Genomic DNA, 14647 nt, shown 5'->3' with positions numbered 1-14647 from the left:
TTTCATTGATTTTTTATAAAATCTATTATATATTAATTACAGGTTCAAATTACGAGTTCAAAAGAACTTGTAATCAGACCCTTTTGTTTAATGGGTTTTACATATTTTCATTAGGCAAATTCCGAGAAATCGTATGATAAAATTAAAAATGACGAGGAGAGGATCAGATGGAATTCGAATTTTTCTTTCAAATTGCACTTATTTTATTAAGTACAAAGCTTGCTGGTGATCTTAGCGTTAGATTAGGTCAACCTTCTGTACTAGGTAAATTAATTGTCGGTATCGTTATCGGTCCAGCTGTATTAGGTTGGATTGAAAATTCAGAGCTTCTAACTCAATTAAGTAATGTCGGGGTTATTCTCTTAATGTTTATGGCTGGACTTGAAACAGACTTAGAAGAATTAAACGCCAATCGTAATTCTTCTTTAGCAGTTGCACTCGGAGGTATCATTCTTCCATTCGTAGGTGGTTACGTTTCCGGCCTTGTTATGGGAATGGAACAAGGAAACGCTGTATTCTTAGGATTACTTCTATGTGCGACAAGTGTTAGTATTTCCGTTCAAACACTTCGCGATTTAGGAAAGATGAAAACACGTGAAAGTACAACTATGCTAGGCGCAGCTGTATTTGATGACATTCTTGTCGTTATTTTATTAGCATTCGCAATGAGCTTCTTAGGTACTGATGATGTTAACTTAACAATGGTTATCTTGAAGAAAGTAGTATTCTTCGCTTCTATTATTTTAATCGGATGGAAAGGTGTTCCTGCGATTATGCGCTGGTTATCACCACTACGCGTATCTGAGTCTATCGTGAGCGCGGCTCTTATCATCTGTTTCTCATTCGCATATTTTGGCGAATTATTAGGAATTGCTGGTATTATCGGTGCTTTCGCTGCTGGTATTGCAATTTCTCAAACAAACTACAAACATGAAGTAGAAAAGAAAGTAGAACCAATTGCTTACGCTATGTTCGTTCCAGTATTCTTCGTTAGTATCGGTATGAATATTACATTTGACGGTATTGGCAATCAAATTTGGTTCATCCTAGCATTAACAGTAATCGCTGTATTAACAAAACTAATTGGTTGTGGTGTTGGTGCACGCATGACTGGATTTGACGCTAAGTCTTCTGCAATTATCGGTGCTGGAATGGTTTCTCGTGGTGAAGTTGCACTTATCATTGCAGGAACAGGACTTTCTTCAGGTCTATTGGCACAAGATTACTTTACAGCAATCGTTATTGTCGTTATTTTAACTACAATGATTACACCACCAATGTTAAAATATACTTTTGGTGCAAAAGATAAAGCAATGAAAGCAAGTAAATAAGTTTACTATAATAAAAGGAGATTGCTATTTTATAAGATAGCAATCTCCTTTTTGTTTTATCTTTAAACAATCTCGTTCTTTTTTAACCATTTTTCAAAAATAGTTCGTGCTTCTTCATCATTGATATCATTACTAAATGAATACACCTTAATACCATAATCATCTATATATTCACCCAGTTTCATTTCCTCCACTTTCTTATAAAAATCGTCTGCCTCATAGTGCGGAAGATAAGCATCCCAAACTGGTTCATTTATTCTTTTGTACGCCGTCACTTCTAAATCATATCCGTCTTCATAATATCCGATGTGATAATGTTTGTTCGGATCATATTTATCCATTAAAAGTCCCCTCCTACTAAACAAAAGCGAGCCTTATATTACAGCTCGCTCCTCTCTCTATTTATTAAATACGTTCCATCGCCGTCTTCAACGTTCCAACAACAAAGGCAATTTCTTCACTTGAAATAATAAGCGGCGGTGCTAATGTTAAGACGTTATTATACCCTGCTGTTGTCATACCATTGCGTCCTATAATTAAGCCCTTTTCTTTACAAGCATTTACAACACTTGCAATTTTGTCGTTATCAATTGGCTCTTTCGTCTCTTTATCATTTACTAATTCAATTCCGACTAATAGACCTTTTCCTCTAATATTCCCAACAAGCGGATGTTCCCCAATTTCATCTTTTAGTTGCTCTAATAAAAGGGAACCCATTTGCGCAGATCGCTCGATTAAATTTTCATTTTCCATAATCTCTAAGTTTTTAAGTGCTAATGCACAAGCTGCTGGATTTCCACCAAATGTATTAATATGTCGGAAGAATTCATACTCTCCCTTCCCTTTAAATGCTTCATATATTTCTTTTTTCACAGCTGTTGCAGATAATGGTAAATATGCGCTCGTAATGCCTTTTGCCATCGTAATAATATCTGGCTTCACATCATAATTCATAAATCCAAATGCTTTTCCTGTACGACCGAAGCCGCAAATCACTTCATCACTAATAAGCAAGGCACCGTGTTTTTGACACGTCTCATGAACAGCTTTCATATAGTCTTGTGGTGGCATTAAAATGCCCCCACCTGTAATAATTGGTTCCATAATAAAAGCGGCAATTGTTTCACTTAATTCCCACGTCATAACACGATCGACTTCTTTCACACATTCTACATCATAAATATGCTGCCCTTCAATCCCAGGCATACGGTAACAATCCGGTGGTGTTACGTGTAAAAAGCCTGAAGCAAACGGCTCATATTGATATCTACGCTGCGCTTGTCCCGTCGCTGCCATTGTCGCCATTGTATTCCCGTGATACCCACGATAACGTGACATAAATTTATAACGATGTGGTTCACCTTTTTGCGCATAGTATTGCCTTGCTATTTTAAAAGCTGTTTCGTTCGCTTCTGAACCACTATTTGAGAAGAAAATAACATACTCTCCCCCAAGCCACTCATTTAACTTTTCAGCAAGCTTTATAGCTGGTTCATGAGATTGTGACATCGGAAAGTATGATAATGTTTGTAATTGCTTATAAGCCGCTTCTGCGAGCTCCTTTCTTCCATATCCACTATTCACACACCAAAGACCACTCATACCATCTAAATATCTTTTTCCTTGTATATCTTCAACCCAGCACCCTTCAGCTTTTGCCCCTACCATTGTACTATTTGGACTAAAGGGACGCATTCCGTGCCAAACATATTGCTCATCTTTTGCTAATAATTCATCAGTTTGCTTCGTTTTCATCATTACTTCCACCTTCCATAACAACTTATTTTTCACAAAAGCTGCGCTGGTGCCATGATGACTTAAATTTCTCCCTGCTATTTTCATTCCACAAAATTAAGACAAATCCTACTTACAAATCAGTAATATTTACAAGAAAATGACAAAAGAAAAAAGAGCTTTTCTTATCTATCGAAAAGCTCCTCTTTTATTTAATGTGAAGACGCATCACTAATACCGTGACCAGTATTAGATTTCACAAGAATTTCATCAAATTTCGCTGCATCTTCTTTCTTACTAGATAAAACAGTTCCTAAATATGCTGCAAGAAATCCGAGCGGAATTGAAATAATTCCTGGTGTCGTATATGGGAATATCGCTTCCCCAACAAAAATAGCTTTTCCAGCTACAGGGTTCCAAACATTCGGACTCAACGCTACGAGAACAATTGCTGATACGAGCCCTACAATCATACCGGAAATAGCACCCGTTGTATTAAAACGCTTCCAATATATTGTAAATAAAATCACTGGTAGATTTGCACTCGCTGCAACTGCAAATGCTAATGATACTAAAAATGCTACGTTTAATGTTTGGGCAAATAATGCAAGTATGATAGATAGTATCGCTACTCCAATAGATGCATACCGAGCCATAGATACTTGCTCTTTTTCCGTTGATTTCCCTTTGCGAATGATCTCATTATAAAAATCATGAGCGAATGCTGATGCTGCCGTTAATACGAGACCTGCCACTACAGCCAAAATTGTTGCAAAAGCAATTGCTGATACGAAAGCAAATAAGAAATCTCCACCTAACGCTTTTGCTAATAAAGGTGCCGCCATATTACCAGCTGGGTTCGCTTTAATAATCGCTTCATTTCCTACAAAAGCCGCCGCACCAAATCCTAAGAAAATCGTCATAATATAAAATGCACCAATTAACCACGTCGCATATACGACAGATTGACGTGCAGTTTTTGCATCACGTACTGTAAAAAAGCGGACAAGTATATGTGGTAATCCAGCTGTACCAAGTACTAGTCCTAAATTTAAAGAAAGTGTATCAAGACCATCCTTATACTTTACACCTGGATTTAAAAATGAATCTTTTAATGGTGTAGCTGTTTTCATTTGAGCGAACATTTCAGTCACGCTGAAGTTGAATTTTGCGAAAACGATAACAGAAATAATAAACGTACCAGCCATAAGTAATACAGCCTTTACAATTTGTACCCAGCTCGTTGCTGTCATACCACCAAAAATAACATACACCGTCATAAGTGTTCCAACGATTAATACAGATGTCGTATATTCAATTCCTAATAATAATTTAATAAGTGCACCCGCGCCAACTAATTGTGCAATCATATAAAAGATAGAAATCGTCATCGTATTAAGAGCTGCGACTCCGCGAACTTTTTTCGCATCAAAGCGTGCTGCAATCATATCCGCCAAAGTGTACTTTCCTAAATTTCTAAGCGGTTCTGCAACAAGATATAGTACAACTAAATAAGCAACTAAAAAACCGATACTATAAAAGAATCCATCAAACCCAGTTAATGCGATTGCTCCGGCTATACCAAGAAATGAAGCAGCAGACATATAATCTCCAGCAATGGCCAGACCATTTTGCCAACCAGTTAATCCCCCTCCAGCCGTATAAAATTCACTCGCATTTTTCGTTTTTTTCGATGCAAAATAGGTTATGACAAGCGTACCAAGAACAATAATTAAAAATAGTGCAAACGCAGTAGTATTCAAGTTCAGCCCCTCCCTTTTTGCATATCTTGCAGAATTTTTCGGGAGATTTCATCAAATGATTCTGCTTTTTTGCTATAAATCATACATAGTGCCCATGTCATGATAAATTGGGAAAAAGCAAATACCCACGCCCATGTAACGTCACCAAATGCAGGTGTATTGAGCACCTTTGAATACGATGTTAAAATAGGTAATGCGATAAAAAAACTAAAAAAGAAAATACTCATTGGAATGATAAACTTCTTTTTCGTATTTAATAACAATTGAAATTCTTCCGACTGAACGACCTCTGTATAATTCACCTCATTTTGCAACTTACGTGCTGACGTATCATCTCGTTTCATTAACCGATCCCCTCTCTTACTTGAAATGCACTTCCCCCTTGCATACCTAAAGACTAAATTTTATAAATATTCAGAAACTTATACTTATTGTAGACAATCCGTGCATTCATGCAAAGATTTTTTGATAGACATTTTTCGGCAATTTCCCCTAAATTTTTAATATACTTTTTCAACATAAAGTGACACCTTACTTATTTTTTCCTCATTAAGACAAAAGCAGTGCTTAACGCACTACTTTTGTCTTTTTTTCCTTTTCTAAATTACGAGCTGTTTCGCTTAACTCAACCTCTTTTCCGTCTTTAAGTGTTCCAAATATAAAATCGAATACTGGATTTGAAACACCGAACCAAAACTTTTCGTTTTTATAATGGTGTAATATATGTTGTTTTTTTAGCCATCTTCCAAACTTAGTGACGGGACGAATCGGTCTATGGGCAATATAATGTTTCCATTCGTAAACGAGCAGCATAATAATCATTCCGATTCCAAATGAAAGTGTAATAGTAAGACTTTTTGTAATACCATATGCTATAAGTAAATATATAGTAAAACTAGGTATACTAAACCATACAGGTAAAAACAAAAGTTTTAAATCATCTGGATATACGTGGTGATCATAATGCAATCTTCTTAACATTTTTAATAGAAATGTGTTTTTAGGTGGCTTTATATGGAATAAAAAACGATGTGTCATATATTCATTAAGTGTATAGAAAACAATCCCAAACATACATGCTAACATGCCAAACCACGTAAAAAATTGCATTTTTAAAATAATAATGAAAATAAATAGAATGCTATACATAATAACAATATCATGTTGTAAAAAGAACTCTTTCCCCACTTTCTTCATCTTGTTTCCCCCTTTTCCAAAAAAACAGCCGCAACATATCGTTACGACTATTTCTTTTCTATTCTTGTTCTATTCACTTTACAAATTTGCCTGCTGTTCTATTGCCGAGAAAAAATTGTTTGGCCCAAATATATTTTGCTTCGGAATAATATGTTCCACTGCAAACACTGTTACTTCTCCTCTTTGCACTTCTCCAATAATGAGACCAAATATTTGATGATTTACTGCAAACGTCGGTTGCTTTGTTTGTAGCAATCTTGCAGCATTATGAAATACTGCTTCATATAGTGGATTTCTATCAGTAATTTCTTTTCGGATTTTTGGCGCTAACGTAATTATAATTTCTTTTCCGTCAATAGTGGTTCGATACATAAAAATCTCCCCTTCAATCTTATGTGAACAACTGTAAAGCTTTGTATGCAAAATGTATAGAGTAACCTACTAAAATAATACCTGCTCCGGCTGTTATGTAGCCAAGCGCTTTTGGTTTTAATAAAGTTCTTCCAAAATGTACAGAAAAAGCAATATTTAAATTCCATAAAATAATACCTGCAATAATGCAAAGACTGTACAAAAAAGCTTCTTGTTTCGTTACCTTCGTAAGTAATGAGCTAAGTGTACTTCCGTATATACCAAACCAAAAAACAAGATTTAATGGATTGGATATCGCAATTAAAAATCCTGCCATAAACGATTGCTTAAGACCACCTACCTCTTCTTTTTTATATTCCATGTTTGAGTGGGAAATTCCTTGTTTTACACTTTGAAATCCTAAATAAAATAACAAGAAAAAACCCGTGCAATACATGAAGGCTTGTACATATGTATACATAAACACAGAAGATAAACCGAAATAAATGAGAAGCATAAATAAAACATCTGCAGTCATTCCACCAATTCCAACAACCCAAGCATGCCAAAACCCACGTTCAATTCCTCGTTTTAACATTTCAATATTAATCGGCCCTACTGGTGCAGCTAATGAAATACCTAATACGATTTGCTGTATAATTGCTCCAAACATCGCTCTATCCTTTCTACTCTCTTTACTACTAGTTAATGATGTAATTTGAAAAAATGGACTAGCTTCCATAATAAAATACCCTTTTTTATCCAAAATATACAAAAGAGCCATATAGGTGATGGCTCTTACTTTTCTATCCTATGAAGAAAAGGACATTTCCCTTTTATTGGTTCTACATCGTCTCCTATGAAATATTGTTTCCATTCACGATGCTCTGGGTCACCATAATGACTAATGTTAGGATGTTTCGGCAATTGATCCCACTTTTCAACTCGCTCACGGACCATTTGTCTTGAATATGCTCCTTTAGGACGATCCCCCTCTAATCCATCAAAAATAGTGCGTGGTTGAAACCCAATAACGAGAGAATTCCCTAAATGTCTAGTTTTTCGTTGTTTATAAGCTGGCGCGTTTCCAAATGCGAATATTGGCTCACCACAAAATGAAAATTCCCATAAATAATGGTCTGGATCCTCAGGAATTTGCTTTGGCCATGCTTGATTATCGTTTTCATGTAAATACTGTAACACTTTCCAAAAGGAATCACGGTAATATTCGAGTGATCGTTCTTCACATTCCGGTTCTACAAAAAGGAAAAAGCCCCTTCTTACAATCGGCCTCTCTTTCATTAACTCTAAAAAAGATAACATTGTATGCGGCAAATGACTCCAATCATTATGAGAAAGAAATGAATAACGAAGTTCATTCTTTTTCAAAGCTGTTAAACCGAAATAACATGGAAAAGTTGGTTCTAACACGACACTTGAAAAAATCTCAAATTCTTTTGCAACCCAATCCGGTATGTCGGTTCTCGTTCTCATTCCTTCATTATCTAATAAGTACGACCTATTCATTCTTTCACCTCGTTATGTATAGCATTCAATTAAGAATATTACATACTCGGCCTGTCCTATACCTATTTAAAAATTTGATTGGAAAATTATTTAAAAATATAAAAAATAAAACCGCTTACTTGACTAAATTCTCCCAATTCGTGTATATTTAAATTAATCATTTAGCAGAATATTCAAGAATATAGCATTTTTAGTTTATATTATTTCTTTAAATGAATTTCACTAAATGAAAATAGTAAACGCTTTTAGGAGGAATTGTAACATGCAAGGAAAAGTAAAATGGTTTAACAACGAAAAAGGTTTTGGATTTATCGAAATGGAAGGCGCTGACGATGTATTCGTACATTTCTCTGCTATTCAAGGAGACGGCTACAAAGCTTTAGAAGAAGGTCAAGAAGTATCTTTCGACATTACTGAAGGTAACCGTGGACCTCAAGCTGCTAACGTAGTAAAACTTTAATCCAACATATAACAGGAGGTTACCTTACTTGGTAACCTTCTTTGTTATTCCTTTGTATATTTCCGTTTTACAGAGCAAAAACTATGTAAAATGCGCACTATACAAAGGAGGAATTATTAATGGGATCAGAAGTAAATGATTTTGAAGAAGTAAAATTCCGTGTAGAAACAGCACAAAAGATGGTAGGTTCTGCAACAATTTCAATGGATCCAGACACATTAGAGCATGCCACTACTGCAGTAGAAGCAGCTCGCTCACAGCTTGAAATTATGAAATCTGTTGCAGTAGATTTAGATGAACCATTTTTAATGAACGAGGAAAAGAAACTAAGCAAATGCGAGCAGCAATTAAACGAAGCAAAGCACTAAAAAACATCCAGAGAATTTTCTCTGGATGTTTTTTTATGACAACTGTTCTCCATACTTTTTCAATGTTTCTCCAACTGTACATTGTCTTATACAAAATGAATGTGCATAATATTTACTATTTGTCTTTCGATTATGTTCTCGCAAGAAACATCCTTCACAATATGTTTCTAATAAGTCATTTACCTCTGTAATGAGTTGCTTTTTATCCACCTTTGCACCTCTCTATTCGGTTATTTCTTTATGACTATCAATGACTGTCCCTTCTAATGCTTGCGTTGCTAATTGATGTGCTTCTTTATTTTGTTTTCTAGATATCGGATCACATACAAGTTTTAATTTCATTTGCTTCGCCTTTTGTTCAATTTGATCTAAATAATGGTTTAAATGCTCATCATAACAAGGCCATTCTCCCGCCAATTGCTGCAATACAACTTGAGAATCTCCGCGAAGTGTAACTGCTTCATATTTAATCCCTAATTCCTCGAGTATATTCATACCGTATAATAGTGATGCATATTCCGCTTCATTATTATCATCTATACCTTCTATATATGCATTGCGGCGAATGCGGTAGTTTGTATTTCCTTTTTTATAGTACACACATATACCAACGCCAGCTTCTTTCGTTTGCACATCATATCCCCCATCAAAATAAACGAGTATTTCTTGGGGCTCTTCCTCTACTTGTTTACTCAGTTTTTTCATTTCCTTTAATGACCATTCTGCATCCATTTCATCGTAAAATAAAAGTTCCTTAGCTCTTCCTGTTTTCTCAAAATCCTCTGCAAATTGAAGTATTTCTTCTATGTTCATATAATCTGTTGTTAATTCCGTCTGCAATCCTCGCTTCGTTTTATACAACCAATGAATTTTATATTTCATACTAGATTCCCCTTATATAAGACTTCTTATATGTAGCCAGCTAATGAAAGCCTTACTTTATTTTATTATATTTTATCTAGAGTCACAGCATTATATTCAATATGATTACATACAAAAAGAGCTATCCCTATAGGAATAGCTCTTTCATCTATTACATAAATCTTTCAAATTGTACTCGCTTATTAATCCAGTACATTACAGGCATACCAATGGCCATTACAACAAATTCACCGACTGCACATGTTAACCAAGACAACATAAATGGTAAACCCAATGCAAGATGAAGTTCAATTGCAATCATAAACATTGTAATCGTAAAGATAACCGTATTAAAAATCATACGAGCCCAAACACCTTTAATAAATCGCATAGAAATAATCGTTGCAACTAATGCAAGAATAGATTGCCCTACTCCAAATACTAAATCATAAGCGATCATAGGTGAGAAAAAGAGATTCGTTAAAAATACACCTAATACAATTCCGTAAATTGCTTTCTTGTTAAATACAACGAGATGATTAAACATCTCTGAAATACGAAATTGTACATTCGTAAAGCCAAATGGCTGAATAAGCATAGAAACAGCAATATATAATGCCGCTAAAATACCATTGCCGACTAAAGTTCTAATATTCATGACAAAATCTCCTTAGTTTTTTTACGTGGGATGGTTTCGAACCACGTTATTCTTTTTTTAGCAACAAGATTATATTTTACGTGGTAGCCCCTCTTTCGTCAATAGATTCCTATCATGAACTACCTTTTTTCTTTTAGACAACGTATAATGAAACATATGAAAGATTTAGGAGGTTTCACTTCATGATAGCAACAATCCAAAATGAAAAAGTGATCGTTTCCATTTCTGACAAAGGTGCAGAATTACAAAGCGTTCGCTTAAAAGAAGACAACACAGAATATTTATGGCAAGGTGATTCTACATATTGGGGACGTCGCGCACCAATTTTGTTCCCAATTGTCGGCCGATTAGTAGATAATACATACTACGTAGACGGTAAACCATATTCATTAACACAACACGGTTTCGCTCGTGATCTTACTTTCTCTGTGAAAGAACAAAGTGAAACAAAGATCACTTATATCGTTACTAATAATGAAGAAACGTTAAAAAAATACCCATACGAATTCGAATTACTCGTTTCTTATGAGCTAGAAGGACAAAGCGTTCATGTAACATATGAAGTAAACAATCCTACTTCTAAAGAGATGTTCTTCTCAATTGGGGCACATCCTGGATTCAACTTCCCTTTATTGGATGGTGAATCATTTACAGATTATCACTTATCGTTTAATGGTTCGGAACGCTTAGAAACAAGCGTATTAGAAGGACCTTACCTTTCAAACAAAAAGCAATTAATCGCTGAAAATACAACTGAATTGCCACTTACATATGATTTATTCAAAAATGATGCGCTTATTTTTGAAAATATGAATACGAATGAAATTTCGATTCGTTCTCATAAACATAATAAATTTGTAAAAGTAGAATTTGATGGCTTCCCATTTGTCGGCGTATGGACACCAGGGGATAACGCACCTTTCTTATGTATTGAACCTTGGTATGGAATCGCTGATGAAGTAAATCCAGCAAAAGATTTCAAGGACAAAAAGGGAATTCAATCTTTACAAGCGAATGAAACATTTACATGTCGTTACAGCATCACAATCGGATAACTACTCTATCCCCTACTTCAAAAAAATATTTAAGTAGGGGATAACCTTATAATTTGGAGGTTTCTCATTTTGATTGAAGTATATATTGATGGTGCATCAAAAGGAAATCCTGGTCCTTCTGGTGCAGGAGTGTTTATTAAAGGCGTTCAGCCACCTGTACAATTATCATTACCACTTGGAACAATGTCCAATCATGAAGCAGAATACCGCGCTTTACTTCTAGCATTAAAATATTGCATCGAGCATAATTATAGCACTGTCTCTTTTCGTACAGATTCCCAGCTTGTCGAACGGGCTGTTGAAAAGGAATACGCAAAAAATAAAATATTTGCACCTCTTTTAGATGAAGCACTACAGTACATAAAAAACTTCGATCTCTTTTTTATTAAGTGGATTCCAAGTAGTCAAAATAAAGTAGCTGATGAATTAGCTAGAAAAGCTATATTACAAAATTAACGGGGGTATGAGTGTGAAAAAAGATTGGATTGCTCCTCTTGCTTTATTATTTGTCTCTTTTATTTGGGGAGCTACGTTTGTTGTCGTTCAAAATGCTATGTCTTTCGTTGGTCCATTTACCTTTAATGGTATTCGCTTTTTATTCGCTGGAATTATTTTATTATTCGTTCAAATGATTTTCTCAAAAAACACTTCAAAACAAGATATAAAACAGAGTAGCCTCGCTGGATTAATCGTTGGGTTCTTTTTATGTGTTGGCTATGTATTACAAACATTTGGCTTACTTTATACAACTTCTTCAAAAGCAGGTTTCTTAACAGGGCTTAGTATCGTTATGGTACCAATTTTGTCTTTTATCTTTTTAAAACAAAAAGCTACCATTTTTATCGTACTTGGTATTGCTGTAGCAACAGCAGGTTTATACTTATTAACAGCTGCTGATTCTTTCCAATTAAATATAGGAGATGTACTTGTTCTCGGTTGTGCAATCGCTTTCGCTGCCCATATTCTTATTAACGGCTTCTTTTCTAAGAAAATATCACCTTTATTATTAAGCACATCTCAAGTATTAGCTGTTGGTATATTTTCTTCTATTTGCGCTTTTTTATTTGAAGATTGGGAAAAATTATTTTCAGTATCACTATGGACGAATCAATCTTTTTTATTCGCACTCTTTCTAACTGCCCTGTTTGCAACATCTATTGCTTTTTTCATTCAAACATCGGCCCAAAAGCACACTTCTCCAACGAGAGTAGCAATTATTTTCGCAATGGAACCCGTTTTTGCTGCATTAACAGGCGTTCTCGTTGCAAATGAACAACTTTCTATTTCTGCTATTATCGGATGTCTATGTATTTTCCTGGGCATGATTTTTGTTGAATGGCCTTCCAAAACAAAAAAAGAAGCGCAGGCTGCGTGAAGTTATGCTTGTAACTTCCGCATAAAAGCCTTAGCGCTTTTTTTATCTGTAATTTCTTCCTCTTTCAATCGTTCTAATAACGCAACGAAATAACTACCATCAAACTGCAATTGATGTTTAATTGTCGCTTCTATTGCTGCGTTCACAATCCCATCAGACGCACCAGTATATCCTTGTCCGAACATAATAAACCCTTGTGCTTCCTCTGATAATTTAAATCCTTTCGTATGTAAGAATGAAAGATAATCTTCTACTGTTTGCATGTTATTCCCACCTACTCAAAAATTCTCCATCTCCTATCATACATGTTTTTACACGCTATGAGAATGAAATTTCTTTGACAACTTTGTAAATCGCTCTTCTAATTCGCTTGCAATGGAGGATTTCCTAACAATCTGAAGGAATATGTACAGTGGAACTTATTTCATATTAAAGGGGAGACACGATGAAACAAGCACTATTAATTATCGACGCTCAACAAGAATTAATTGATGGAAATGAGCAAGAAAATGAAGTTTTTCGTAAAATCGAGCTATTATCTACACTAAATACAGCCATGCAGAAAGCAATAGATTCCAATGCTCTTATTGTTTTCGTAAGAGATATCGATGTTGCTTCTGGTAGCGGAGAAGGATTTGAAGTACATAATCAAATTCAAGTACCTCAGTCTGCAATCTTTATTAATAAAGCAGCAACCAATTCATTCTACGGCACTTCTTTACTTGAACTTTTAAAAGAAGAGAAAATTGGCCATATCGTTATCGGTGGATGTAAAACAGAGCATTGTATCGACACCGCAGTTAGAACTGCGACTGTACAAGGATTTGATGTTACATTAATTAAAAACGGTCATTCCACAACTGATTCTAACGTATTATCTGCAGAGCAAATTATTGCTCATCACAATAAAACTTTACACGGTCATTATAACGTTGATCATTTTTCTATGGTGAGAGATATCGAGGAAGACCTCTTTCAGCCAACTCATGACCAATATCGTGATTAAATTAGCTCAAAAAAGAATCCTTCATTTAAAAGGATTCTTTCTTTATCCAAAAATTTGTGCTGCAATACTATATAGTTCACTATTTCTTTTTATTAACCGATTACTATTTTTCATCATAATTGGTGGTGTATTCACCTTTTTAAAACCAGCAATCTCTAATTCTTTCATGAAATCGTTCTTTCCTTCTGGTACATCCATTCTTAATTTTCCATTATGCCCTCTTGCTAAATCATGTACTATTCTCATCGCCATCGCATTATTTTTAGCAACGACTGGTCCTATTATTTTATTTTCTGGCGTTTGTATACTTATACCGTATCCTACTACATTTTCTTTCGTATCCTTTACAACGACACACTGCTCACTTTGCATAATTCTTTGTTTTAAAAACTCGTTTCGGCTTGTCCCAAATGCGCCTTTATCTATTTTTATTATTCCTTCTAAATCACTCTCTTTATAAACCATCATATATTCTTCATTTTCTGCACATTTATGATTCGCATTGTACGAGTTACAAATATATTTAGAAACATAGCTTACTACCCTAAATCCTAATGTTTCATATAAGGGCTTCCCTTCATCCGTAGCAATAAGCATACATGGAGTTTGAGCTGATACGCTATTCATGCATGAATTCGTTGTCATCTTTCCAATCCCTCTCCCCTTATAATCTGGATGTACAATTACCATTCCAATAGATGCCAACGCCTCCCCGTATAATATAATTGCTGCGCTAGCAATAAGTTCCTTTCTCTCATTCCAGACGCCGTATACAATACCTGAGTTAAAAACTGCTTCAATTTCTTCTATGTTATAATCCCAGCCAATATAAGAAGATAACGCTACAATATCGCCTATTTGTTCTTTCCTAAGACGCTCCACCCTAATTTCCAATTCAATCATACTCCATCCCCTTATCTAGACATTTAAATCATTATTACTAAATCAACTTGTACATGTT

Annotated in this window: 20 protein-coding genes and 1 riboswitch; of the genes, 7 read left to right on the top strand and 13 right to left on the bottom strand. The window is 35.0% G+C overall.

The genetic code is table 11. The annotated features are described in order from the left end of the window. Positions 1-167 precede the first annotated feature (167 nt). Positions 168-1331, top strand: coding sequence for a cation:proton antiporter (locus tag AC0ONG_RS06765; protein ID WP_000393904.1), 1164 nt, complete (start codon positions 168-170; stop codon positions 1329-1331). Positions 1332-1393: 62 nt separating this feature from the next. Here the strand turns inward: AC0ONG_RS06765 and AC0ONG_RS06760 are convergent, their stop codons facing one another. The 8 genes from AC0ONG_RS06760 to AC0ONG_RS06725 form a co-directional block, all read right to left on the bottom strand. Next, a complete protein-coding gene (locus tag AC0ONG_RS06760; protein WP_000362149.1) occupies positions 1394-1672 on the bottom strand; it encodes a DUF3986 family protein in 279 nt (92 codons plus the stop codon). A 64-nt stretch (positions 1673-1736) separates the two neighbouring features. Next, a complete protein-coding gene (locus AC0ONG_RS06755; protein ID WP_000850964.1) occupies positions 1737-3086 on the bottom strand; it encodes an aspartate aminotransferase family protein in 1350 nt (449 codons plus the stop codon). Between the two features lie 191 nt (positions 3087-3277). Next, entirely contained in the window at positions 3278-4828 is a 1551-nt protein-coding gene (locus tag AC0ONG_RS06750) for a solute symporter family protein (protein ID WP_001098235.1), read from the bottom strand. A gap of 2 nt (positions 4829-4830) precedes the next feature. Then, positions 4831-5172 (bottom strand): DUF485 domain-containing protein, encoded by a 342-nt coding sequence (locus tag AC0ONG_RS06745; RefSeq protein ID WP_000817366.1) that lies wholly within the window; start codon positions 5170-5172, stop codon positions 4831-4833. 223 nt (positions 5173-5395) lie between these two features. Beyond that, positions 5396-6025, bottom strand: coding sequence for a sterol desaturase family protein (locus AC0ONG_RS06740; protein WP_000755395.1), 630 nt, complete (start codon positions 6023-6025; stop codon positions 5396-5398). Positions 6026-6103: 78 nt separating this feature from the next. After that, entirely contained in the window at positions 6104-6397 is a 294-nt protein-coding gene (locus AC0ONG_RS06735; RefSeq protein ID WP_000286366.1) for a hypothetical protein, read from the bottom strand. A gap of 19 nt (positions 6398-6416) precedes the next feature. Further along, positions 6417-7160 carry a LysE family transporter gene (locus AC0ONG_RS06730; protein ID WP_001196838.1) on the bottom strand — a complete coding sequence of 248 codons (744 nt, stop codon included), beginning with the start codon at positions 7158-7160 and terminating at the stop codon, positions 6417-6419. Between the two features lie 14 nt (positions 7161-7174). Further along, complete coding sequence (locus AC0ONG_RS06725) at positions 7175-7903, bottom strand: YqcI/YcgG family protein (protein ID WP_001082150.1); 729 nt, start codon at positions 7901-7903, stop codon at positions 7175-7177. Between the two features lie 262 nt (positions 7904-8165). On the opposite strand from AC0ONG_RS06725, the gene cspB reads away from it, so the two are divergent. Continuing rightward, positions 8166-8363, top strand: coding sequence for a cold shock-like protein CspB (cspB, locus tag AC0ONG_RS06720; RefSeq protein WP_001161731.1), 198 nt, complete (start codon positions 8166-8168; stop codon positions 8361-8363). Positions 8364-8482: 119 nt separating this feature from the next. Further along, on the top strand, positions 8483-8731 hold the full coding sequence (locus AC0ONG_RS06715; RefSeq protein WP_000534400.1) for a DUF2564 family protein: 249 nt from the start codon (positions 8483-8485) through the stop codon (positions 8729-8731). Positions 8732-8764: 33 nt separating this feature from the next. Here the strand turns inward: AC0ONG_RS06715 and AC0ONG_RS06710 are convergent, their stop codons facing one another. The 3 genes from AC0ONG_RS06710 to AC0ONG_RS06700 form a co-directional block, all read right to left on the bottom strand. Then, on the bottom strand, positions 8765-8941 hold the full coding sequence (locus tag AC0ONG_RS06710; protein WP_000358801.1) for a zinc-finger domain-containing protein: 177 nt from the start codon (positions 8939-8941) through the stop codon (positions 8765-8767). A gap of 12 nt (positions 8942-8953) precedes the next feature. Beyond that, a complete protein-coding gene (locus AC0ONG_RS06705) occupies positions 8954-9613 on the bottom strand; it encodes a ribonuclease H family protein (RefSeq protein WP_000875533.1) in 660 nt (219 codons plus the stop codon). Between the two features lie 151 nt (positions 9614-9764). Continuing rightward, positions 9765-10250, bottom strand: coding sequence for a QueT transporter family protein (locus tag AC0ONG_RS06700; RefSeq protein ID WP_001026475.1), 486 nt, complete (start codon positions 10248-10250; stop codon positions 9765-9767). A gap of 6 nt (positions 10251-10256) precedes the next feature. Next, a riboswitch (PreQ1 riboswitch) is annotated at positions 10257-10301 on the bottom strand. A gap of 131 nt (positions 10302-10432) precedes the next feature. Here AC0ONG_RS06700 and AC0ONG_RS06695 point away from each other — a divergent pair. From AC0ONG_RS06695 to AC0ONG_RS06685, 3 genes are all read left to right on the top strand, one after another. Continuing rightward, entirely contained in the window at positions 10433-11305 is an 873-nt protein-coding gene (locus AC0ONG_RS06695; protein WP_000562118.1) for an aldose 1-epimerase family protein, read from the top strand. Positions 11306-11374: 69 nt separating this feature from the next. Then, on the top strand, positions 11375-11761 hold the full coding sequence (locus tag AC0ONG_RS06690) for a reverse transcriptase-like protein (protein ID WP_000573877.1): 387 nt from the start codon (positions 11375-11377) through the stop codon (positions 11759-11761). Between the two features lie 13 nt (positions 11762-11774). Continuing rightward, positions 11775-12680 carry a DMT family transporter gene (locus tag AC0ONG_RS06685; RefSeq protein ID WP_474203543.1) on the top strand — a complete coding sequence of 302 codons (906 nt, stop codon included), beginning with the start codon at positions 11775-11777 and terminating at the stop codon, positions 12678-12680. Between the two features lie 2 nt (positions 12681-12682). On the opposite strand, the gene AC0ONG_RS06680 is transcribed toward AC0ONG_RS06685, so the two are convergent. Further along, a complete protein-coding gene (locus AC0ONG_RS06680) occupies positions 12683-12943 on the bottom strand; it encodes a DUF6123 family protein (RefSeq protein WP_001195212.1) in 261 nt (86 codons plus the stop codon). Positions 12944-13125: 182 nt separating this feature from the next. Between AC0ONG_RS06680 and AC0ONG_RS06675 the strand changes: the two genes are divergently transcribed. Continuing rightward, the gene (locus tag AC0ONG_RS06675; protein ID WP_000806312.1) at positions 13126-13686 is read left to right on the top strand and encodes a cysteine hydrolase family protein; all 561 of its coding nucleotides are present in this window, start codon (positions 13126-13128) and stop codon (positions 13684-13686) included. 42 nt (positions 13687-13728) lie between these two features. Here the strand turns inward: AC0ONG_RS06675 and AC0ONG_RS06670 are convergent, their stop codons facing one another. Further along, positions 13729-14589 (bottom strand): GNAT family N-acetyltransferase, encoded by an 861-nt coding sequence (locus tag AC0ONG_RS06670; protein ID WP_000571018.1) that lies wholly within the window; start codon positions 14587-14589, stop codon positions 13729-13731. Positions 14590-14647: the final 58 nt, after the last annotated feature.

Source organism: Bacillus sp. TCT6, assembly GCF_056033845.1.
The sequence above is the reverse complement of the archived record's forward strand: the minus strand, read 5'-3'. Positions and strand labels throughout refer to the sequence as shown.

What these genes read in the sequence shown, in the direction of transcription:
- AC0ONG_RS06695 (WP_000562118.1), top strand. Translation starts at nt 10,433, where the DNA reads ATGATAGCAACAATCCAAAATGAAAAAGTGATCGTTTCCATTTCTGAC.
- AC0ONG_RS06765 (WP_000393904.1), top strand. Translation starts at nt 168, where the DNA reads ATGGAATTCGAATTTTTCTTTCAAATTGCACTTATTTTATTAAGTACA.
- AC0ONG_RS06735 (WP_000286366.1), bottom strand. Translation starts at nt 6,397, where the DNA reads ATGTATCGAACCACTATTGACGGAAAAGAAATTATAATTACGTTAGCG.
- AC0ONG_RS06740 (WP_000755395.1), bottom strand. Translation starts at nt 6,025, where the DNA reads ATGAAGAAAGTGGGGAAAGAGTTCTTTTTACAACATGATATTGTTATT.
- AC0ONG_RS06725 (WP_001082150.1), bottom strand. Translation starts at nt 7,903, where the DNA reads ATGAATAGGTCGTACTTATTAGATAATGAAGGAATGAGAACGAGAACC.
- AC0ONG_RS06705 (WP_000875533.1), bottom strand. Translation starts at nt 9,613, where the DNA reads ATGAAATATAAAATTCATTGGTTGTATAAAACGAAGCGAGGATTGCAG.
- AC0ONG_RS06670 (WP_000571018.1), bottom strand. Translation starts at nt 14,589, where the DNA reads ATGATTGAATTGGAAATTAGGGTGGAGCGTCTTAGGAAAGAACAAATA.
- AC0ONG_RS06745 (WP_000817366.1), bottom strand. Translation starts at nt 5,172, where the DNA reads ATGAAACGAGATGATACGTCAGCACGTAAGTTGCAAAATGAGGTGAAT.
- AC0ONG_RS06755 (WP_000850964.1), bottom strand. Translation starts at nt 3,086, where the DNA reads ATGAAAACGAAGCAAACTGATGAATTATTAGCAAAAGATGAGCAATAT.
- AC0ONG_RS06730 (WP_001196838.1), bottom strand. Translation starts at nt 7,160, where the DNA reads ATGGCTCTTTTGTATATTTTGGATAAAAAAGGGTATTTTATTATGGAA.
- AC0ONG_RS06675 (WP_000806312.1), top strand. Translation starts at nt 13,126, where the DNA reads ATGAAACAAGCACTATTAATTATCGACGCTCAACAAGAATTAATTGAT.
- AC0ONG_RS06715 (WP_000534400.1), top strand. Translation starts at nt 8,483, where the DNA reads ATGGGATCAGAAGTAAATGATTTTGAAGAAGTAAAATTCCGTGTAGAA.
- AC0ONG_RS06680 (WP_001195212.1), bottom strand. Translation starts at nt 12,943, where the DNA reads ATGCAAACAGTAGAAGATTATCTTTCATTCTTACATACGAAAGGATTT.
- AC0ONG_RS06700 (WP_001026475.1), bottom strand. Translation starts at nt 10,250, where the DNA reads ATGAATATTAGAACTTTAGTCGGCAATGGTATTTTAGCGGCATTATAT.
- cspB (WP_001161731.1), top strand. Translation starts at nt 8,166, where the DNA reads ATGCAAGGAAAAGTAAAATGGTTTAACAACGAAAAAGGTTTTGGATTT.
- AC0ONG_RS06760 (WP_000362149.1), bottom strand. Translation starts at nt 1,672, where the DNA reads ATGGATAAATATGATCCGAACAAACATTATCACATCGGATATTATGAA.